This window comes from Curvibacter sp. AEP1-3, from assembly GCF_002163715.1.
Taxonomy (GTDB): Bacteria; Pseudomonadota; Gammaproteobacteria; order Burkholderiales; family Burkholderiaceae_C; genus Allorhodoferax.
Genome location: NZ_CP015698.1, coordinates 2283374 through 2304129 on the forward strand (window position 1 = coordinate 2283374; position 20756 = coordinate 2304129).

The window sequence follows — 20756 nt, forward strand, 5'->3', positions numbered from 1 at the left end:
CTGTTTACTTGATTCAAAGCGCCTTGCGCAGCGAGGCGGGGGCAATCTTCAGGCCCTCGCGGTATTTGGCCACGGTGCGCCGGGCGCATTCAATGCCCTGCTCTTTGAGCATGTCGGAAATCTGGTTGTCGCTCAAGGGCTTTTTCGGGCTCTCGGAGGCGATGAACTGCTTGATCAGCGCCCGCACCGCCGTGCTGGAGGCATTGCCGCCGGACTCCGTGCCCAGGCCGGACCCGAAGAAATACTTCAACTCAAACGTGCCGAAGGGCGTCGCCATGTATTTGGCAGTGGTCACCCGGCTGATGGTGGATTCATGCAAGCCCAGTTCGTCTGCAATTTCGCGCAGCACCAGCGGGCGCATGGCCAGTTCGCCATGGGTGAAGAAGTTTTTCTGACGCTCCACAATCGCTGTGCTCACGCGCAGGATGGTGTCAAAGCGCTGTTGGATGTTCTTGATGAACCAGCGCGCCTCCTGCAGGCGCTGCTGCAGACCGGCGTGGCTGGAGCTGGCTTTGTGGTTGCGCAGCACATTGGCGTAAATGTCGTGCACCTTGAGGCGCGGCATCACATCCGGATTCAGTTGCACCCGGAATTTGGGCATTCCGCCCACTTTGCCGATGGGCACCACCATCACATCAGGTACGACGATATTGCGCTCCACATCAATGAAGCGGCGGCCGGGCTTGGGCTCCAGACGGGCTATGAGCGCAATAGCCTCGCGCACCAGAGCATCGCTACCCACACCTGCTTGCACGAGGCGCTTGATGTCGCGACGGGCCAGCAGTTCCATGGGTTGCTTGCAAATGGCCAAAGCCACCTGCAGTACCTCAGTGCGATCCAATTCGCCATCTTCATCTGCGGTGGTCAGCAATGCCCGCAGCTGCAAGCGCAAACATTCACCCAAGTCACGCGCACCGACGCCGACCGGTTCCAGGCTGTGAAGCAGGCCCAATGCCACAGTGAAGTGGTGCACCAGTTCGTGGAGCTGCTCTTCGTCGGCAGGGTGCAGACTCTGGGCTAGCTCGGCCAGCGGGTCTTCCAGGTAGCCGTCGTCGTTGAGGGACTCGATCAGGAAGCGCAGTGCGGCCGCATCCTCGGCGCTCAAGCGCAAACCGGCGGCTTGGCGGTGCAGAAAGGACTGCAAAGACTCGCCCGAACGTGCCAGTTCGGTCGCATCCTTCTGCTCGTCGTCGTCCAGGTTGTTGGTTTTGGCTTTGGCATCCACACCCCACTCGCCGTCGTCGGGGGTCATCTCTGTGGTGCCGTCGCCCTCCCAGTCGGGTTCATCGCTGCCGGACAGCGGAGTTGTCTCATCCTCATTCGAGCTGCTAGCGCTTGTACTGCTTGCATAGTCAGCTATCGAATTAGGAGCAAAGTCGCCTTCTTCGGATAGACGGTCTCCATCACTCACCGGTGCATCTACCGCATCCAGGCCAAAGTCTTCCCGCTCAGCACGCTCTTCGGTGAGCTCCAGGAAGGGGTTTTCGTCCAGCATCTGCTCCACCTCCTGGCTGAGCTCCAGCGTGGAGAGTTGCAGCAAGCGGATGGATTGTTGCAGCTGCGGGGTGAGCGCCAGATGCTGCGAGACGCGAAGCGAAAGACCTTGTTTCATCGATCCGCTTACATCTTGAAGTTTTCGCCGAGGTAGACGCGGCGGACATCGGCGTTGTTCACGATATCCGCCGGAGTGCCTTCGGCCAGCACGTGCCCGTCGCTGATGATGTAGGCGTGGTCGCAAATACCCAGCGTTTCGCGCACGTTATGGTCCGTAATCAACACGCCAATGCCACGCGCCTTCAGGAAGTTGATGATGCGTTGGATTTCGATCACCGCAATCGGGTCGATACCTGCAAAAGGCTCATCCAGCAGGATGAAACGCGGCCTAGTCGCCAGCGCGCGGGCTATTTCCACCCGACGGCGCTCGCCACCGGAGAGGGCAAGCGACGGAGACTCCCGCAAATGCTCCACACGGAGCTCTTGCAGCAAATCGGTAAGCCGGTGCTCGATCTCAGCCGGCTTCAGAGGCGCACCGGCATCATCGCGCTGCAATTCCAGCACTGCACGCACGTTGTCTTCCACATTGAGCTTGCGGAAGATGGAGGCTTCTTGCGGCAGGTAGCCGAGCCCCAAGCGGGCGCGCCGGTGGATCGGCATGTGCTCGATGCTCTGGCCGTCAATGGTGATGTCGCCGGCGCTCGCGCGCAGCAGACCCACAATCATGTAAAACGAGGTCGTTTTGCCGGCACCGTTGGGGCCCAGCAAGCCCACCACTTCACCGGTGCGCACGGCCAGAGAAACATCTTTGACGACCTGCCGCTTGCCGTAAAACTTCTGAAGGTGGCGGGCCTCAAGCCGCCCGGTAGCGCTGTCCGGGGTATCGGGTACTGCTGCGTTCACGGAACAGCTTTCTCAATCTGGGTCGTGGGCTTGAGCACCGCACCTGCAGCGGGTGGTGTCGTGACCGGATCGGCCTTGGGGGTCAGCATGGCACGCACACGGCCTGCGGGTGCAGCAGCTGTCTTGGGGGTGCCATCTACGGTAAAACGATCGGTCAGGTTCTCGTACACGATGACCGCACCGGTCACCTCGTCGGCCACCGTCGCACCCCGCAAACGGCGCATCTGGGCTTTTTTGATGAAGCGCACGGTATCGGCCTTGCCGTCGTACTCAATGGTGTCCCCCTCGCCTTCGATGAACTCTTCCAGTCCATCACGCTTCTGGCGGAAGAAGGCCTGCTTGCCGGGAGCGCCGGTCACCAGACCATATTGATAGCCCTCAGGGTCCTGGCGCACCTCGATTTGCGCGCCACGGATCAGGATGGAGCCCTTGGTGAGCACCACATTGCCGGAAAACACACTGACCTGCTTGAGGTCGTCGTACCGCAACGCGTCCGACTCCACGTTCATCGGTTTGTTGCGATCAGCCTTTTCGGCCCGAATACCCTCCGCCACACCGCACAGGGCCAGCAGTACTGACAGGGAGAACAGGATTTTTTTCATAAGGGCACGAAACTTGCTCGAAGAGCGCTCGTTGCATTGTACCGAGCGCTTCGGGCTTCCTGCCCTTGGTGCGCTCAACCGTCGGCGTTAATTTTGCTGATCAGTGCTTGAAGCACATCTGCGGCCTGCGCGTTGTCGACCTGGCAGGTTCCCGCATTGGCATGGCCGCCTCCGCCGTAACTCAGCATGAGCTCCCCGATATGGGTGTTGGAACTGCGGTTGGTGATGGACTTGCCGGTGGCAAACACGGTGTTTTGCTTTTGCAAACCCCAGAGCACGTGGATGGAAATATTGGTCTGCGGGAACAATGCATAAACCATGAAACGGTTCACGGCGTAGATGGTTTCTTCATTGCGCAAGTCCAGCACCAGAAGGTTGCCATGCACTGTGGAACAGCGCAAAAGCTGCTCCTTGGCCTTTCCGGCATGTTCGAAATACAGCTCCACGCGCTCCACCACGTCCGGTAACTGCAGAATTTCGTCGATGCCGTGGTTACGGCAGTACTGAATCAAATCCATCATCAGCTGGTAATTGCTGACGCGGAACTCGCGGAAGCGACCCAAGCCCGTGCGCGAATCCATCAGATAGTTCAGGAGCACCCAACCGCTAGGATTCATGATCTCGTCATGGCAGAAACGCGCGGAGTCGCCCTTGTCTACCGCTTCCATCATGTCGTAAAAGCGCGCCGGAAAGCGGCTGGCACCGCCGTAGTGGTCGTACACCACGCGGGCAGCAGAGTCCGCATGCGGCAGGATGATGTGGTTTGAGCGTTCGCCGGTATTGCGAATGGTCTCGGATTCGTGGTGGTCAAACGCAAGGTGCACACCCGGTACATAAGGCAGGTTGGTGGTGATGTCGCGGTTGGACACCTCCACCTTGCCGTCTTGCATGTCTTTGGGGTGAACGAACTTGATGTCGTCTATCAAGTCCAGCTCGTTGAGCAGGACGGCGCACACCAGTCCATCGAAATCGCTACGGGTAACCAGACGGAATTTCTGACTCGACATAGAACGAAACCCTTGACGCAAAGATAAGGAAATTCATTCTAGCCCCGCCTTTGGCGGTGTGCGGCGGTCAGGCACAAAGCCGGACCGCCACGGTCGCATCAACCGCGGCCGGCGCGAACGTCAGCGACCAGGGACTCCACCACTTGCAATGCGCGAGGCATGTTGCCGGCGAGAGAGCCATCGGTGTAAAAACGACCGGCAATACCCAAAGCTGGCACGCCTTCCACCTTGTAAGCGTTCTGCAACTGGGCTGCTTTACCTGCCTTGGTGGCTACCGTAAAGGAGTTGTACTGCGCCACGAACTTGTCCTTGTCCACGCCTTGCTGAGCCACCCATTCCAGGATGGCTTCAGGTCGGGCAAGGTTTTGTTTTTCGTTGTGAATGGCGTTGAACACTTTGGCGTGCAACTTCTCCACCAAGCCCATGGCTTCCAAGGTGTAGTACAGGCGCTGCTGAGGTACGAAGCTTTCCTGGAATGCAACCGGCGCGCGACGGAAGGACACGTCTTTCGGCAGGGTTTTGATCCAGCCCTGCAACAGGGGCTCAAACGCATTGCAGTGCGGGCAGTTGTACCAGAAGAACTCGACCACTTCGATCTTGCCAGCGGGGGCTTCGGTCGGTGCGCGGGGATCCAGCGGCAAGTAATCGGTTCCCGCTTGGGGCTTCTTGGCTTGGGCCTGAACCAAGGGAGACCAGGCTGTGGAAGCGACCAGAGCGGCACCCGTGGCCACGTGAGTGAATGCGCGACGTTTCATTTCAAAAGACTCCATAGAGGCGGTGTGAGTGGACCCACCGCCGAAAGTTCCGGGAAAGACTCAGCGTTGAACGCGAACCAGGGCAGTTTCCAAGCCGGCCTTGTCCATTTTTTCCTTGGCTTTGTCCGCGTCATCCTTCTTGTCGAAGGGGCCTACGCGTACGCGGAAGACCTGCTTGCCGGAAAGCTCCCGCTCCGAGATCTTGGTCTCGATGCCACTCAGTGACAACTTGGCGCGCTGGCTTTCTGCATCTTCTGCAGAGCGGAAAGACCCGACCTGCACCCAGTAGGTAAACACATCGCCATCCACCGTACCTGCTTTGGCCTTGGCCAAGTCACCCAGTGGGTCGGCGGATGCCTTGGCGTCGGCCTTCGCATCCGGCTTCGCTGCAGCTTTGGGGTCTGCCTTGGCGTCCGCTTTCGGATCGGCCTTGGCATCAGGCTTGGCCTCTACCACCTTGCCCGCGGCTTTAGCACCCGAAGCTGGCGTGCCGGGCACGGTAGCCACAGGCACTGCCGGCGCGGGATTCTTGCCATACATGGGCGCGTTGGGATCCCAATTTTTGTTCTTCTGGGCTTCAGCCGCATCCTGGTCCGCACTGCGGCTTTGGCTCTTGTTCATGAAAGGCACCGGGACCTTGGTGACGTACACCGCCACCGCCAGAGCGGCGCCCAATCCCACCACCACGCCCACGATGAACCCGACCAGGGTCCCACCACGCTCGTTCTTCATGCCTTGCTTTCTTTGAAGGAATTACATCTTTTGCGGGGCACTCACGCCCAGCACGGCCAGACCATTGTGCAGCACTTGCGCAGTCGCGGCGACCAAGGCCAGGCGGGCCAACTTGACCGCCTCATCATCCACCAGAATGCGCTCGGCATCGTAGTAGCTGTGGTAGCTGGCGGCCAGCTCGCGCAAGTAGAAGGTCACGTCGTGCGGAGCCTCGCCTTCCGTTGCAGCGGTCAGCATTTCGGGGAACTTGGCCAACAGCAGCATCAAGGCCTGTGCCTGGGGACTTTCCAATGCCGAGAGGTCCACGCCCTTGAGTGCGGCAACTTCGCCACTCCAGCTCGCCAGCACCGAACAGATGCGCGCGTGCGCGTACTGCACGTAATAGACGGGGTTGTCGTTGTTCTTCTGCACGGCCAGGTCCACATCGAAGGTGTACTCAGTGTCCGGCTTGCGGCTCAGTAGGAAGAAGCGTACGGCATCCTTGCTGGTCCACTCGATCAGGTCGCGCAGGGTCACATAACTGCCCGCACGCTTGCTGATCTTGACCTCTTCGCCACCGCGCACCACGCGCACCATGGTGTGCAGCACATAGTCGGGGTAGCCTTGGGGAATGCCCACATCGGCCGCTTGCAAGCCGGCACGCACGCGTGCAATGGTGCCATGGTGGTCGGTGCCCTGGATGTTGACCACCTTGGCAAAACCGCGCTCCCACTTGGCGATGTGGTAAGCCACGTCCGGCACAAAGTAGGTGTAGCTACCGTCTTTCTTGCGCATGACACGGTCTTTGTCGTCGCCATAGTCGGTGCTCTTGAGCCAGAGCGCGCCGTCTTGCTCATAAGTCTTGCCGTTGCCCACCAGCTTGTTCACGGCGGCATCTACACGACCACTGGTGTACAGGCTGGATTCCAAGTAGTACTGATCAAAGTGCAGATTGAAGGCCTGCAGGTCCTTGTCCTGCTCATTGCGCAGGTAGGCCACCGCGAATTGGCGGATGTTGTCGTAGTCGTCCACATCGCCATTCGCAGTGAACTCACGGTCATCGGCCTTGATGGAGGCCTTGGCCTTGAAGGCTTCAGCGATGTCGGCGATGTAGTCGCCGTTGTAAAAGGCCTTGCTTTCCGGGTTGTCAGGGTCGGTAGGCCAGCAGCTGTCACCGGGCTTGAAGCCCTTGGCGCGCAGCTGGGTGCTTTTGGTCAACGTGTCGATCTGCACGCCCGCGTCGTTGTAATAAAACTCGCGGTGCACCTTGTAGCCTTGGGTGGCAAACAGGTTGCAAATCGCGTCGCCCAGCGCGGCCTGGCGGCCGTGGCCCACGTGCAAGGGGCCGGTGGGGTTAGCCGATACAAACTCCACCAATACCGGCTTGCCACTTTCTGGCTGGTAGCCGAAACGTGCGCCGTCGCCCAGCACTTCGCGCACCACCTCCTGCTTGGCAGCAGGTTTGAGGCGGATGTTGATGAAGCCGGGGCCGGCAATTTCAATGTCCTGTACCCACTGTTGGTACACCGGCGTGGCCAGCAATTCGCCGCGCAGCGTTTCTGCGAGCTGGCGCGGGTTCATTTTCAACGGCTTGGCCAGCTGCATGGCGGCGGTGGTGGCAAAGTCGCCATGGGCGGCAACTTTGGGCGACTCGAAGGCGGCCTTGGGGCCGGCGCCGGGAGAGAGTTTTTCAAGGCAGGCGGCCAGCGCCTGCAGAAGTTCGTGTTTGACAGTAAGCATCCATGGATTTTACGGGCCACGGAAAACCGCAGTTTCTGTGACTTTGTCATCGCAGACTGTCATCGGGCCGTTGTATGCTGAGGTTCCCTATACGGGATTTCTGCAACGGCAGGTCGCTGCCAACTTTTCACACGGGACTACAAATGAAGCAACTGATCTCTCTCATGGCTTTGGGTCTGGCTCTGGCAGTGGGCGGCGCGCACGCTGCAGATGACAAGGCACCCACCGCACAGCAGAGCAAAATGAAGACTTGCAATGCGGATGCCAAAGACAAAAAGGGCGATGAGCGCAAAGCCTTCATGAAGGAGTGCCTGAGCGCCAAGCCCGCAGCAGCCGAAGACGGCAAGACTGCGCAGCAAAACAAAATGAAGACCTGCAACGCCGACGCCAAAGACAAAAAAGGCGACGAGCGCAAAGCTTTCATGAAAGAGTGCCTGAGCGCCAAGTAATCCAACTTCGCGAACTGCACCCAACGACCCGGCCCCTGGCCGGGTTTTTTGTTGGCCTGAGCCTAAAGAAAGCTGGTGGCGAACATGTCTGCCGCCAAAGGCCGTGCGAACCAATAGCCCTGCCCGGTGCGGCAACCCATCTCCAATAGCAAGGCGCGGGCATCGTCGCTCTCCACGCCCTCGGCATGGGGTAGCAACTTGAGACTCTTGCCCATCTGGATGATGGCCGTCACGATGGCTTGCTGCCCAGGCTCCGCCAACATGGCGCGGACGAAGGACTGATCAATCTTGATTTTGTCGGCAGCAAATCGCTGCAAATAGCCCAGGTTGGAATAGCCCGTTCCGAAGTCATCAACGGCAATGGACACGCCGAGCGCCTTCAGGTGGCGGATGGTGTCGGCGAGCGTAGTCGCATCTCCCATCAGTACCGATTCGGTGATCTCGAGCTCCAGGCAAGCGCCGGGCAGGTCGGAGTTTGCCAGTGCCGTGCGTACGGCACTCTCCAGGTCCCCCCGGTGCAATTGCACCGGTGAAATGTTCACCGCGACCACCAGAGGCTGACCCAGTCGCTGCCATTTCGCGGCCTGCCGGCAGGCCTCTTCCAGCACCCAGCGCCCGATATCCACGATCAGGCCGGATCGCTCTGCCGCGGGAATAAACTCCACCGGCCCCAACAAACCCCGCACCGGGTGCTGCCAGCGTATCAGCGCCTCGGCGCCCAATAAGCGGTGATCCTGCATATCGACCACCGGTTGGTAGTGCAATACAAACTCACCTCGCACCAAGGCCGTCTGCAGTTCCGCCACGAGTCGCGGGTTTGCGCTCAAGTCGTCCTGCATCATCACATCAAAGAAACGGAAAGTATTGCGGCCCGCCTGCTTGGCCTGGTACATAGCCAAGTCCGCATGCCGCAACAAGGTGTCGAAATCGTGCCCGTCCCGGGGGTACACGGCCAATCCGATGGAGCAGGAGCTCGACAACTCCGAACCCTGCACGCGATATACACCCCCGAGGTGTTCCAGCACCTCGTTCGCCGCCTTGCTGGCGGCCTGAATATCCGGCACGTCGAGCAAGCCGACCAGAAACTCGTCGCCACTCTGTCGCATCACCACGTCCGTTTCTCGCACTGCAGACCGCAAGCGCGAGGCAATCTGTTGCAGAAACTCGTCGCCTGCTGCGTGGCCCACCGAATCATTGATGAACTTGAAGTTATCCAGATCCACGAACATCAGAGCCAGATGGCTACCGGTGGTTCGCGCACGACCGATGGCCGCCTCCATTAGTTGACGCCCCAAGCTGCGATTGGGTAATTCGGTCAATGCATCGTGTTGCGAGAGATAGGTCAGATGCGCCTGGGATTGCCGGTACTCGTCAATGCGGATGTGCAACTCCCCGAGCAACTTCCGCCAGTCAGACACAGTGATCCACACCGCAAAGGCGCTGGCCACCAACACTACCCACACGTCACGCAACAGCTCCAGCTTGGTGCTATTCATGACATCGCTTCTCCAATGCAACACCGAAGTGGCGTACTGCAGAAACGCGCTGAAAAGCAGCATGGCTGCGAGGTAATAAATGAAATGCCTGCCCCCAAGCAACAGGCCCGCGACAACCAGAATAATGGGATAGGCCAACAGGGCGACGTCTTGGAGACCATTGCTGATCCACATCAGGCCGGACACCGTCGCCCAGATGATCCACAGGATGATCACAAATCCGCGGTCGCTCTCGTACTCCGCTTGAGCGTGCAGGCTGTAGGCGGTCGCAGCGGTTCCTGTGAGCAGGAGGCCCGCCACCCACCAGTTTTGCTGCAGGAGATAACTGACTCCGATCAACCCGAAAGCCCCCATGACCGACCAGGCCAGCTGGCGCATACGGCGCGCCCGGAAAGGCAGCCGCGCACCCCGTACAGCGGAGTCTTGCGGCGGTACGGGGGTGTTCATGGGGTGGGTTAAAAAGAAAGACTAGGCCAATGTGCTGGAAATGACGATTCCTGCAAAGACGGCAAACCCCACCCAGTGGTTGAGGCGGAAGGCCTTGAAGCAACCCTCGCGCGAGCGGTCTTTGATCAGGGTGCCGTGCCACACCACCTGGACGATGGCGGCTGCCACGCCCAGCCACCAGCCCCAAGCCTCCCGCAAGTCGGGCAAAACCAGCCAAGTCCAAACCAGCAGATACACCCCGTAAAAGGCCAACACGGCCGCGACATCCCAGCGCCCCAAAGTGATGGCAGATGTCTTGATGCCGATGCGCAAATCATCATCACGATCGACCATCGCGTATTCGGTGTCATAGGCCAGCACCCAAAAAAGGTTACCGACCAGCAAAGCCCAGGCCTGCCAAGGCACATCTGCCCGCACTGCCGCATAGGCCATGGGAATGCCGAAGCTGAAAGCCACCCCCAGCACTGCTTGCGGCATGGACACGTGGCGCTTGGCATACGGATAGACCAGTGCTACCGCCAGCGCTGCAAAGGACCACGCGATCGTCACGGTATTGGTGGTGAGCACCAGACCAAACGCCACCAGCGCCAGCACCGCTCCCACAGCCAAGGCCTCGCGGCTGGAAATCCGGCCACTGGTGACGGGGCGCTGTGCCGTGCGCTTGACGTGCTTGTCGAACTCGCGGTCTGCCACGTCATTCACACAACAGCCCGCACTGCGCATGAGGATGGTGCCCAAGGTGAACACGATGATGAGGTGCCAACCGGGAAAGCCACCAGCTGCCAGCCAGAGAGCCGACAGCGTGGGCCAGAGCAACAGCAACCAACCGGCAGGCCGGTTCCAGCGGATCAGGTCAAGGTAGAGGCGGAGTTTGTCTTGCACAAAATTACTATTAATTTCATAGCTGCTTGCGCGTATTCCACGAGCGCCAGCAGCACTTTTTATTCAAAATCAGGAGAGTCGACTCACACCCGGCAATTCACAGCTGTAGATGGCATTGCGCAACGCGGCAATCGCCTCATAGCGGGTAAAGCTGCGGCGCCAAGCCAGCACTACGCGGCGGGTGGGAGGCGGCAGGCTGCTGCCATCGGAGCGCGTGTCCAACACCGGCAGGTACTTCACAAAGCTTTCTTCGCCCCCCCGCTTTTTGGGCTCCAGGACCTCCTTGGGCACGCTCAGGCGCGGAACCAAAGTAATGCCCATGCCAGCCGCCACCATGTGCTTGATGGTCTCCAGCGAGGAGCCTTCGAAGCTCTTGCGAATGCCTTCGGCATCGCTGGAGAAGCGGGCGAACTCGGGGCAGACTTCGAGCACGTGGTCACGGAAGCAATGGCCGTTGCCCAGCAGCAGCATGGTCTCGCTCTTGAGTTGCTCGGCGGTCACCGAGGCCTGCTGAGCCAATGCATGGCTGGAGGGCACCGCGGCAAAAAAGGGCTCGTCATACAGTGGAGCCAGGGCCAGACCCGTGTCGGGAAAAGGCTCGGCCAGAATGGCGCAATCGATCTCGCCGGTGCGCAGCATCTCCAGCAGCTTGACGGTGAAGTTCTCCTGCAGCACCAGCGGCATCTGCGGGCTTTTGGTGATCACCTGGCGCACCAGGGCCGGCAGCAAATAGGGGGCAATGGTGTAGATCACGCCCAGCTTCAAAGGCCCGGCCAGCGGGTCTTTGCCACGCTTGGCGATGTCCTTGATATTGGCCGCCTGCTCGAGCACGCTCTGGGCTTGACGCACGATTTCCTCGCCCAGGGGAGTCACGGTCACTTCGTTCGCGCTGCGCTCGAAGAGCTTTACATCCAACTCTTCTTCGAGTTTTTTAACCGCCACCGACAGCGTAGGTTGCGAGACAAAACAGGCGTCCGCCGCCTTGCCGAAATGGCGCTCGCGGGCGACGGCGACGATGTACTTGAGTTCTGTGAGCGTCATAACAGCATTCCCTCCGGGTCAACCATGATGCCACGGTCGATAGTCTGAATCAATGAGCGTGTCCTTTGGGTTCGATGATGACCAGGGCGATACCGCACACCAGCAAACCCGCCCCGCCCCAGAAAGCGGCATCCGGCGCTTCGCTAAAGAACACCGCACCCAGCGCCGGGCTGAAGAGCAAGAGAGAGAAGCTGCCCGCCTCTACCGCCGAGGCGTCGCCTGCCCGGTAGGCGAAAAAATAGCCCAGGTAAATGCCCGCTGCAGCGAAGCCCACCAAAGGCAGCAGAGGCCACAAATTGCTGGCCACCGCAGGCAACTCAAACCCGGTGAACAACCCAAAAGTCAGCCAACAAGCGACCTGGCTCCAGGTGAGGACGGCAATCGGATGCTCGGTGCCGGAGTACTTTTTGAGCACGATACCCAGCATGGACTCCATCAAGGCACCGAACAAGGCCACCAGAGCCGCGGGACGGAAGGCCTCTGCCCCGGGTTGCAAAATCACCAGCACCCCGCCAAAACCAACCGCAACCCCGGTCCACCGCAACCAGTGCGGCTTCTCACCCAGAAAGAACACTCCCAAGGGCAACATGAACAGCGAGCCCGTCATCAAAAACGCGCTGGCTTCCGCAAGCGGCAGATGCGACACCGCATACGCCGCGCACCAGGCCGAGGTCACGATGAAACAGGCCCGCAGCATGTGAAGCCAGGGCTGACGGGTGCGCACCACCCGCCCACGGGTAGCGATCCACACCGGCACCAGCATGGCCAGCACCACCGTGGCTTGCAAAAACAACACCTGTTTGGGCAGGATGCCCTGCCCCATCAACTGCTTGTTGCAGGCGTCCAGGACCGACCAGCAGAACATGGCCAGAACCACCAGCATCACGCCGCGGGTGTTGCCGGACAGCGCGTTCCAGCGCATAAGAAAACGAGAAACCATAAATGAGGGAAACCTGTGCGGACGCCGCTGGAAAAGCGCTCCACTATAGCGAGGCGGAATGACGCGCTCAGGTTGTGATGGCGTTGGGCCTTTTGAAACTGTCGCGCAGCATTTCCAGACGCTCTTTCCATGCGCGCCGAACATCCGGCGGCATGTTCTTGAGCACGCGGAAGGAGTGTGGGTCCGGATTGCCTTCCGCATCCAGGACATTGATTTCCAGCTCACCACCCAGCGAGGTGATGGTGGCGCCCTTCAAAGTGGTGTGGGCCGTTTGCTTGCCCGAATGCAGGGTGATGCGCCCGGTGGCATCCAGATCAATGAACCATTCAATGCCGCCCTTGCCGTCCAACCCGGTCTCCGTGTTGGTACCCGTAAAGCCTGCCACCCTGCGCCACTGAGCGATCTGTTCCTCAGGTGGAATGGCTACGGCCTTGCCTTTGGCCTTGGCAGCGGCGCGCATGGCTGCCACCTCTTCGGCCTCACGTTTGGCGGCTTCTTCGGCTTCCAAACGCGCCTTGCGTTGGTGCTCCAGCCGCTCCACCCAGACTTGGATTTGTTTGGCAAAGCCGATGAACTGATCTGCCACTTTGGTGGGCACATGGTCCAGACGCAATACCGCGTCCTCTTCGGTGGCCTGAAAGGCCATGCTGTGCCAACCGGTGGGCAAAGTCGGGTCCTGCCCGGGTTTGGGGTTGTTGATGGTGCGCACCATGCGGGACAGCTCAATGCGCAAACCCAAGGCGTCGAAGGTCACGTCCAGCGCTCCGGACTTTTCCATGGCCACCTGCTTGGCGTTGGCTTTCTGGCTGTAATGGGCCTTGCGGGCCTTGACGCGCACCTTGCCGGCGCCCTTGAGCATGTCGACGCTGAATCCATGTGCTTCAAATCGCTGACCACCGGGGATTTTGGCAACCGTAGTGCGTAGCCAGAATGCCTGCAACTCCGCATACAGGTATGCGGATACCGACAGCACAAAAATTGCGCCCAGGCTCCACCAGATCCAATCCATTTGTCCACTCATCCGGCGATGTTAATCGGACTGCGACGGCTCAACGGCAGGACACGGTTTCCGCGGATGTCACACAGGGCACAAACCGCTCCCGGATGCGCTTGTAACTGCCGTCGTTCATCATGGCCTGCAGCGCACGGTCCAGCGCCGCCACGAAATCCGGCGTGTTGCTCAGGCGGCTCAAAGCGAGCAGCCCGGGGTCATCCGAAGTCACCACGCGCGTTCGGACCACGGCGTTGCTCAGCCCCAAGCTCTGCAACTCCACCCAGGCACTGACCTCGTCAGAAATCAGTCCGTCCAGACGCCCCATTTGCAGCAGGCCCCAGGCACTGCGGCGGGAGGTCAATGGCTGCGTGCGGGCCATGAACTCCGGGTTCTTGATGAGTTCGTCATATTCGGCGCCATACGCCACGCCAAGCTGGATGCCCAGCTTGAAGTCCGTACCCACCATGTCCGCCAGGCGGGTGAAGGCAAAGCGCTGACCCGCCGCCTTGCTCATGAACAGCACATTCGGCGAGCGATTGACCGGTCTGGAGAAATACGCAAACTTCTCGCGCTCCGGGGTTTTGCGGGCGCCGGGCAAGATGTCCAACTTGCCGACCTCCAGCTCCACCAAGCCGCGTGCCCAAGGCATTTCCTGCCACTGTGCTGAACAATCCATGCGGCGCAAGGCCTCACGCACCAGCTCCACATAGAGTCCGGTCGGCTGCCCGTCGGCACCCCGGAACGAATAGGCGCCGTCGTCATACCAACGCACGGACTTGCTGCACGCTGCCGCCATGGCGCCCGAATGCAACGCCCAGCAAATCAGCAGCACCCATGCAGGGCGCCATGTAGTCCAGTAGCTCATGCCTCCCGCCTTCACTTCATGGCTAAGCCCGCATGGTTCCATGGCAGGGCGCACCCTGTCAATACGCTGTTCTGCGCATATATGCTACAAATTTCATAGCCACTCGCGCACGCACACCATGCGCCAAGGCCAGATTTCATTCAGGCCTTGAGAAATTCTGCTTTCCCCCCCAACCAGCGGGCCACATGCTTGGCCGCCAAGTGCGGGTAGGTATCGAGCAGCATGGGCGCTTCGGCTTTGGCCCAGTCCAGCAGCTCGGTGTCGGTGGCCAGGTCCGCAAAGCGCAGCATGGCCTCGCCGCTCTGCCGTGCGCCCAAAAATTCACCGGGACCACGGATCTCCAAGTCACGCCGGGCAATCTCAAACCCGTCATTGGTCTCGGCCATGGCCTTCAGCCGCTCCCGAGCCGCTTCGCCCAATCGTGGGGCGTCGCCGGTGGAATACAGCAGCACGCAAGCCGATGCCGCAGCGCCCCGCCCTACCCGCCCGCGCAACTGGTGCAGCTGGCTGAGGCCGAAACGCTCGGCATGTTCAATCACCATCAGCGAGGCATTGGGCACATCCACACCCACTTCAATCACCGTCGTGCTTACCAGCACCGACATCAGCCCCGCGGTGAAGGCGCCCATGACGGCCTTTTTGTCATCCACATGCATGCGCGAGTGCAGCAGCCCGATCAGCACCGGCTGACCATCTGAACGGGTAGCGCCCTGCAAAGCTTCTGCCAAGTCCGCGTGGGTCTGGGTGGCATTGCTCAGGTCCAAAGCTTCACTCTCTTCAATCAGCGGGCAGACCCAATAGACCTGCCGGCCTTGGCTGATCTGTGCGCGGATGCGCTCAATCACCTCGTCGCGCCGCGCGTCGTTGACCACTTTGGTGACGATGGGCGTGCGCCCGGGAGGCAGCTCGTCCAGGGTGGATACATCGAGGTCTGCGTAGTAGCTCATCGCCAATGTTCTTGGAATCGGGGTGGCCGTCATCATGAGTAGATGGGGCTCCATATCCTCGTGGTGCAATTTGTTGCGAAGGGCCAGGCGTTGCGCCACGCCGAAGCGGTGCTGCTCATCGATGATGGCCAGGGCCAGGTTCTTGAACTTCACCTTGTCCTGGATGATGGCGTGGGTGCCCACCACCAGCTGGGCTTCACCACTCTCGATCAAGGCCAGCATGGCCCGCCGCTCCTTGGCCTTTTGTGTGCCGGTGAGCCAGGCGGTGGTAATGCCCAAGGGCTCCAGCCAGCCCAGCAGCTTGCGGAAGTGCTGCTCGGCCAAAATTTCGGTGGGCGCCATCAAGGCGCACTGCCAGCCCGCATCCATGCAGATCGCGGCAGCCAACGCTGCCACCACGGTCTTGCCGGCACCCACATCGCCCTGCAGCAAACGGTGCATGGGGATGCGGCGCGCCATGTCCTTGGCAATCTCTTCACCCACCCGCTTCTGGGCGTTCGTCAGGCCAAAAGGAAGCGCTGCCAGCAGGCGGGCGTGCAAAGTGCCGCCATCCACCGCCTGGAGCTGCGGGGCCTTGAGGCTGGCGCGTTCTCGCCGGCTTTGCAACTGACTAATTTGTTGGGCCAACAGCTCCTCGGCCTTGAGCCGTTGCCAAGCGGGGTGGCTGTGGTCCATCAAGGTGTCGAGCGACACATCCGGCGTGGGGTGGTGCAAAAACTGTAGCGCGTCGCGCAGTGTCCACAAGGGCTGGTGCCCGTTTTTATGCTGACGGTGTTGCAACCACTCCAGATCGCCGGGCGCAAAGGTGTCGCTCAAATCGGCGCGCGCCAGGCCGGAGAGTACCGCCTTGCGCAGGTAGGCCTGGGGCAGGCCTGCCACCGTGGGGTAGACCGGTGTGAGCGCGGTCGGCAGATCCCCCCCGGCGGCTTTGAATGCGGGGTGCAGCATGGTGCGCCCCAGAAAACCGCCTTTGACTTCACCACGCACCCGCACCTTGTTGCCCACCGCGAGCGCCTTTTGCTGCGAGCCGTAGAAACTGAAGAAACGCAGGGTGCAGGTGTCGGTGCCGTCATCCACAGTCACGATGAGCTGGCGGCGCGGCCGGTAGCTCACTTCCTGGTGGGTGACCGTGGCTTCAATCTGGACCGGGGTGCTATCGCGCACGTCGATGAGCTTGACGATACGGGTTTCATCCTCGTAGCGCAGCGGCAAGTGCAAAGCCAGGTCGATGTCCCGGCGCAGGCCCAGCTTTTCGAGGGCTTTTTGCGACTCGGTTTTGGGCTTGGTGTCAGACATGGGCGCATTGTGCCGCACTACACTGGGGTGTTTGCCTGCACGCGCAGGCCCACCCCTAAGGAGACCCCATGAAAAAATGGATTGCACCACTGGCCGTCGTGGCCACCCTGCTGGGCGGCGCTGCCAGCGCCCCCAGCTATGCCCAAACCGCCGCCTACCCGTCCAAGCCTATCCGGCTGGTCATACCCTTCCCGCCCGGGGGCGGCACCGACATCCTGTCCCGCCTGGTCGCAAGCAAGCTAACCGAAAACTTCCAGTGGACCGTGGTGCCCGACAACAAGGCTGGTGCCGGCGGCACCATAGGCATTGCCGAAGCCATCAAGGCGGCACCCACAGGGTATGACATGGTCATGGGCCAGAAAGACAACCTGGTCGTGGCCCCTTGGCTCTACGGCAACCTGCCCTGGGACCCGACCAAAGACCTGGTACCCGTGGCCCACGTGGCGTATACCCCGGTGGTCATTGCCACCGCCGCCAACTCCAGGTTCAAGACACTGGCCGATGTGGTTGCAGCCGCCAAAGCAGCACCCGACACCATCACCTACGGCGCGCCCGGCAACGGCACCACCATTCACCTCGCGGGCAACCTGTTCGAAAAGGCCGCCAAGGTCGACATCCGCCACATCCCCTACAAAGGCTCCAATCCCGCACTGATGGATGCACTGGCCGGTAATGTGGATTTGTTGGTGTCCTCTGTGCCTTCAGCAATCGCCCAGATCAAGGCGGGGAAACTGCGCGCGCTGGCTGTGACGTCTGCGGCCCGCAGCACCTCGCTGCCTGATGTGCCCACCGTGGCCGAGTCCGGCTACAAGGACTTTGATGTGAGCACCTGGTACGGCCTCTTCATGCCGGCCGGCACACCTGCCAATGTGGTCTCGCTGATGAACAACAAGGTCAACGAGCTGCTGGCCAAGCCTGAATTCAAAGAAGCCATCCACGCCCAAGGGGCGGAGCCTCAGGCCATGAAGCCAGAGCAATTCGGCAACCTGCTGAAAGCCGACTACGCCAAGTGGAAGGGCATCGTGCAGGCATCGGGCGCCAAGGTGGAATAGCCCGGAAGAAGCCGCAAAACACAGTTGCTTCAGGTTTGCCATTTCCTGCCGATATCAAGGCATGGAAATGGCTTACTCCGAACTCGAAGCGTGCCCGTCAGAAACCTCGCCGCTCACGCTGCGCATGCGGTCTGCGATTGCCCTGAGTGTGCGCAATTGCCTGTGCCACTGGTTTCCCCACAATTTCCACTCCCTGTGCCACGCGTTTGCAGTGGTGGGCTCGAATGTGGCGAGCATCGCGCTTGACCGCAACTACCGCCCGGTTGCGGGCTTGGCGGCTATTGATGCGGGCAATGACCAGATCATTGTGATGGCCGATGAGCAGGCATTCAGCCACCCGCTGGGCGGTGCCTACCACTGCTGGATCGAGTCGGATGACGCGGCTCCGGTGGAGCTGGTCGACTTCACTTTTGAACATAACCACGTCTATGCCGAAGCCAACGGATACCCCTGGACCGGAGAGGCATCGCCGGCGTATCTGTGGGGCCCTTCCGACGTCGTATCGATCCGCACGCCCCTGGCCAGCCTCCGCGCGGGCTTTGGCAAGGACAAAATCTGGGTGAGCGAACCGCAGGCAGGCGCGCGTTGGATGCAAGCGCACATTGCCAACAACACCAACGCCTATGTGCAGCTCACCTCTGACGCTTTGGCCCGCTATCAAGAGCTGATGGTTTGAATCGCTTGGCATTCTGCAAAAGCACCACTATGGGAAAATAACGGCCTTTCAACCTTGGAACGGGCCTGTCCGGCCCTCAAGCACCATGTCTTTACCCTCCCCTGACGCGCAACGCGTCTTCACCCTCAGCGACTTTGACTTTGAACTCCCCGAAGCGCTGATTGCCCAGCACCCCGCCGCAGAACGCAGTGCGTCCCGATTGCTGGACGGCACGGGCGAAGTGTCTGTAGACCGCATCTTCAAAGACCTTCCCGGCCTGCTGCGTGCGGGTGACTTGCTGGTGTTCAACGACACCAAGGTCATCAACGCCCGCCTCTTCGGCGAAAAAACCACCGGCGGCAAGGTGGAACTGCTGATTGAGCGCGTGCTGGGCGGCAACCAGGTGGCAGCCCACATGCGGGTCAGCAAAAAGCCCGAGGTGGGCGCCACCATCAAGATGACCTGTGCGTCCGGCCAGGAAGACGGCCTTTGCGCCACCCTGTTGGGCCGCTGGCCGAATGTGGACGGGCCGATTTACCGCTTTGTGCTCAGCAACGACCGCGGCGACGACCCCTACACCCTGATGGAGCGCCACGGCCATGTGCCCCTGCCGCCCTACATCACCCACAGCGACTCACCGGAGGATGTTCAGCGCTACCAGACGGTGTTTGCCAAGAACCCTGGCGCTGTGGCCGCGCCCACAGCCGCCTTGCATTTTGACGAAGCTGTGTTCGCGCAGCTCGATGCCATGGGCGTACAGTGCGCACACGTAACGCTGCACGTGGGCGCAGGCACTTTTCAGCCGGTCAAGACCGAAAACATCGCCGAACACCAGATGCACAGCGAGTGGTACAACGTGCCGCTGGAGACTCAGGAGGCCATTGCTGCTTGCAAGGCGCGCGGCGGGCGCATCGTGGCGGTAGGAACCACCAGTGTGCGCACCCTGGAGAGCTGGGCCAAAACAGGTGTTTCCAGTGGCGACACCAACATCTTCATTACGCCCGGTTTTGACTTCAAGCTGGTCGATGTGCTGGTCACCAACTTCCACCTGCCCAAGAGCAGCCTGATGATGCTGGTCAGCGCCTTCACGGGTCACGACCACGTGATGGGCCTGTACCGCGACGCCATCGCCCGCGGCTACCGCTTCTTCAGCTATGGCGACTCCATGCTGCTGACACGCCGCACTTGAACTCCACTGATCACTGACACGGGTACACCCATGCTGAAATTTGACCTCCTGAACAACGACCCCGCCAGCGCCGATGGCAGCTACCTGGGCAGCCACGCCCGCCGCGGGCGCCTCACGCTGAACCACGGCGTGGTCGAAACCCCCATCTTCATGCCCGTGGGCACCTATGGCACCGTCAAAGGCGTGATGCCGCGCAGCCTGCACGACATGAATGCCCAGATCATTCTGGGCAACACCTTCCACCTGTGGATGCGCCCTGGCCTGGACGTGGTGCAAAAGTTCGGCGGCCTGCATCAGTTCGAAAAATGGGACAAACCCATCCTCACCGACAGCGGCGGCTTCCAGGTCTGGAGCCTGGGCGAAATGCGCAAGATTTCCGAAGAAGGCGTGAAGTTCGCTTCTCCTGTGAACGGCGACAAGCTGTTCCTGACGCCCGAGATCAGCATGCAGATCCAGACCACGCTGAATTCCGACATCGTGATGCAATTCGACGAGTGCACGCCCTATTTGTCGGTGGAGCCCAAGACCAAAGGCCAGATCACCACCGAACGCGAAGCCCGCAGCTCCATGGAGTTGAGTTTGAGGTGGGCCAAGCGTTGCCAGGACGAGTTCGCCCGCCTGAACAACCCCAACGCGCTCTTCGGCATCGTGCAGGGTGGCATGTTTGAGCACCTGCGTGACGAATCGCTGGCAGGTCTTGAAGCACTGGACTTCCCCGGCATTGCCGTGGGTGGCCTGTCGGTGGGCGAACCCAAGGAAGACATGATGCGCGTCCTGAAGCACATCGGCCCCAAGTTGCCCAAGCACAAGCCCCACTACCTGATGGGCGTGGGCACACCGGAAGACCTGATTGCCGGCGTGCAAAACGGCATCGACATGTTTGACTGCGTGATGCCCACCCGCAATGCGCGCAACGGCACCCTGTTCAGCCGCTATGGCGACCTGAAAATCCGCAACGCCCGCCACAAGAGCGACGAGCAGCCGCTGGACGTGACCTGCACCTGCTACGCCTGCGCGGGCTCCAGTGGTGTGAGCTGGGCCAACGGCGGACGCGAAGGCTTCAGCCGTGCCTACCTGCACCACCTGGACCGCTGCGGCGAGATGTTGGGCCCCATGCTGGCCAGCGTGCACAACCTGCACTACTACCTGAACCTGATGCAGGAAGTACGCGATGCGCTGGACGCCGGCCGCTTCGGCGCATTCGTGCAGCAGTTCCACGCAGACCGGGCACGCGGGGTGTAAGTAGCGCCCGAACGCTTGCAGAAAAGAGAAGGGGGCCATCAGCCCCCTT

Annotated in this window: 19 protein-coding genes; 5 read left to right on the forward strand and 14 right to left on the reverse strand. The window is 60.7% G+C overall.

What is annotated here, in order from left to right:
- Positions 1-13: 13 nt before the first annotated feature.
- The 7 genes from AEP_RS10560 to argS form a co-directional block, all read right to left on the reverse strand.
- The gene (locus AEP_RS10560) at positions 14-1612 is read right to left on the reverse strand and encodes an RNA polymerase factor sigma-54 (RefSeq protein ID WP_087495342.1); all 1599 of its coding nucleotides are present in this window, start codon (positions 1610-1612) and stop codon (positions 14-16) included.
- 8 nt (positions 1613-1620) lie between these two features.
- The gene (gene lptB / locus AEP_RS10565; protein ID WP_087495343.1) at positions 1621-2397 is read right to left on the reverse strand and encodes an LPS export ABC transporter ATP-binding protein; all 777 of its coding nucleotides are present in this window, start codon (positions 2395-2397) and stop codon (positions 1621-1623) included.
- Positions 2394-2999: a lipopolysaccharide transport periplasmic protein LptA gene (gene lptA / locus AEP_RS10570; RefSeq protein ID WP_087495344.1), complete on the reverse strand. Its 606-nt coding sequence runs from the start codon at positions 2997-2999 to the stop codon at positions 2394-2396. Before lptA ends, lptB begins: the two co-directional genes overlap by 4 nt.
- 74 nt (positions 3000-3073) lie before the next feature.
- Complete coding sequence (locus AEP_RS10575; protein ID WP_087495345.1) at positions 3074-4006, reverse strand: exopolyphosphatase; 933 nt, start codon at positions 4004-4006, stop codon at positions 3074-3076.
- 98 nt (positions 4007-4104) lie between these two features.
- Positions 4105-4761 (reverse strand): thiol:disulfide interchange protein DsbA/DsbL, encoded by a 657-nt coding sequence (locus AEP_RS10580; protein WP_087497283.1) that lies wholly within the window; start codon positions 4759-4761, stop codon positions 4105-4107.
- Between the two features lie 60 nt (positions 4762-4821).
- Positions 4822-5493 carry an SPOR domain-containing protein gene (locus AEP_RS10585; protein WP_087495346.1) on the reverse strand — a complete coding sequence of 224 codons (672 nt, stop codon included), beginning with the start codon at positions 5491-5493 and terminating at the stop codon, positions 4822-4824.
- 21 nt (positions 5494-5514) lie between these two features.
- A complete protein-coding gene (gene argS, locus AEP_RS10590; RefSeq protein WP_087495347.1) occupies positions 5515-7212 on the reverse strand; it encodes an arginine--tRNA ligase in 1698 nt (565 codons plus the stop codon).
- A 143-nt stretch (positions 7213-7355) separates the two neighbouring features.
- Between argS and AEP_RS10595 the strand changes: the two genes are divergently transcribed.
- Positions 7356-7661, forward strand: coding sequence for a PsiF family protein (locus AEP_RS10595; RefSeq protein ID WP_087495348.1), 306 nt, complete (start codon positions 7356-7358; stop codon positions 7659-7661).
- 62 nt (positions 7662-7723) lie between these two features.
- On the opposite strand, the gene AEP_RS10600 is transcribed toward AEP_RS10595, so the two are convergent.
- From AEP_RS10600 to recG, 7 genes are all read right to left on the reverse strand, one after another.
- On the reverse strand, positions 7724-9604 hold the full coding sequence (locus AEP_RS10600) for a putative bifunctional diguanylate cyclase/phosphodiesterase (protein ID WP_087495349.1): 1881 nt from the start codon (positions 9602-9604) through the stop codon (positions 7724-7726).
- Between the two features lie 21 nt (positions 9605-9625).
- Positions 9626-10486, reverse strand: coding sequence for a 4-hydroxybenzoate octaprenyltransferase (gene ubiA / locus AEP_RS10605; RefSeq protein ID WP_087495350.1), 861 nt, complete (start codon positions 10484-10486; stop codon positions 9626-9628).
- A gap of 69 nt (positions 10487-10555) precedes the next feature.
- Positions 10556-11527 (reverse strand): LysR substrate-binding domain-containing protein, encoded by a 972-nt coding sequence (locus AEP_RS10610; RefSeq protein WP_087495351.1) that lies wholly within the window; start codon positions 11525-11527, stop codon positions 10556-10558.
- Between the two features lie 49 nt (positions 11528-11576).
- Positions 11577-12467, reverse strand: a complete 891-nt coding sequence (locus AEP_RS10615) for a DMT family transporter (RefSeq protein ID WP_157673127.1) — start codon at positions 12465-12467, stop codon at positions 11577-11579.
- A gap of 67 nt (positions 12468-12534) precedes the next feature.
- Positions 12535-13476 (reverse strand): hypothetical protein, encoded by a 942-nt coding sequence (locus AEP_RS20705; RefSeq protein WP_157673128.1) that lies wholly within the window; start codon positions 13474-13476, stop codon positions 12535-12537.
- A gap of 40 nt (positions 13477-13516) precedes the next feature.
- On the reverse strand, positions 13517-14326 hold the full coding sequence (locus tag AEP_RS10620; RefSeq protein WP_157673129.1) for a substrate-binding periplasmic protein: 810 nt from the start codon (positions 14324-14326) through the stop codon (positions 13517-13519).
- 140 nt (positions 14327-14466) lie between these two features.
- The gene (gene recG, locus AEP_RS10625) at positions 14467-16569 is read right to left on the reverse strand and encodes an ATP-dependent DNA helicase RecG (RefSeq protein ID WP_087495354.1); all 2103 of its coding nucleotides are present in this window, start codon (positions 16567-16569) and stop codon (positions 14467-14469) included.
- A gap of 68 nt (positions 16570-16637) precedes the next feature.
- Between recG and AEP_RS10630 the strand changes: the two genes are divergently transcribed.
- The 4 genes from AEP_RS10630 to tgt all read left to right on the forward strand — a co-directional run bounded on the left by AEP_RS10630 (position 16638) and on the right by tgt (position 20707).
- Positions 16638-17621 (forward strand): Bug family tripartite tricarboxylate transporter substrate binding protein, encoded by a 984-nt coding sequence (locus AEP_RS10630; RefSeq protein ID WP_087495355.1) that lies wholly within the window; start codon positions 16638-16640, stop codon positions 17619-17621.
- Between the two features lie 67 nt (positions 17622-17688).
- Positions 17689-18297, forward strand: coding sequence for a hypothetical protein (locus AEP_RS10635; RefSeq protein WP_157673130.1), 609 nt, complete (start codon positions 17689-17691; stop codon positions 18295-18297).
- An 85-nt stretch (positions 18298-18382) separates the two neighbouring features.
- Positions 18383-19465 (forward strand): tRNA preQ1(34) S-adenosylmethionine ribosyltransferase-isomerase QueA, encoded by a 1083-nt coding sequence (queA, locus tag AEP_RS10640; protein ID WP_087495357.1) that lies wholly within the window; start codon positions 18383-18385, stop codon positions 19463-19465.
- Positions 19466-19495: 30 nt separating this feature from the next.
- Positions 19496-20707, forward strand: coding sequence for a tRNA guanosine(34) transglycosylase Tgt (tgt, locus tag AEP_RS10645; RefSeq protein ID WP_087495358.1), 1212 nt, complete (start codon positions 19496-19498; stop codon positions 20705-20707).
- The last annotated feature ends 49 nt before the right edge of the window (positions 20708-20756 follow it).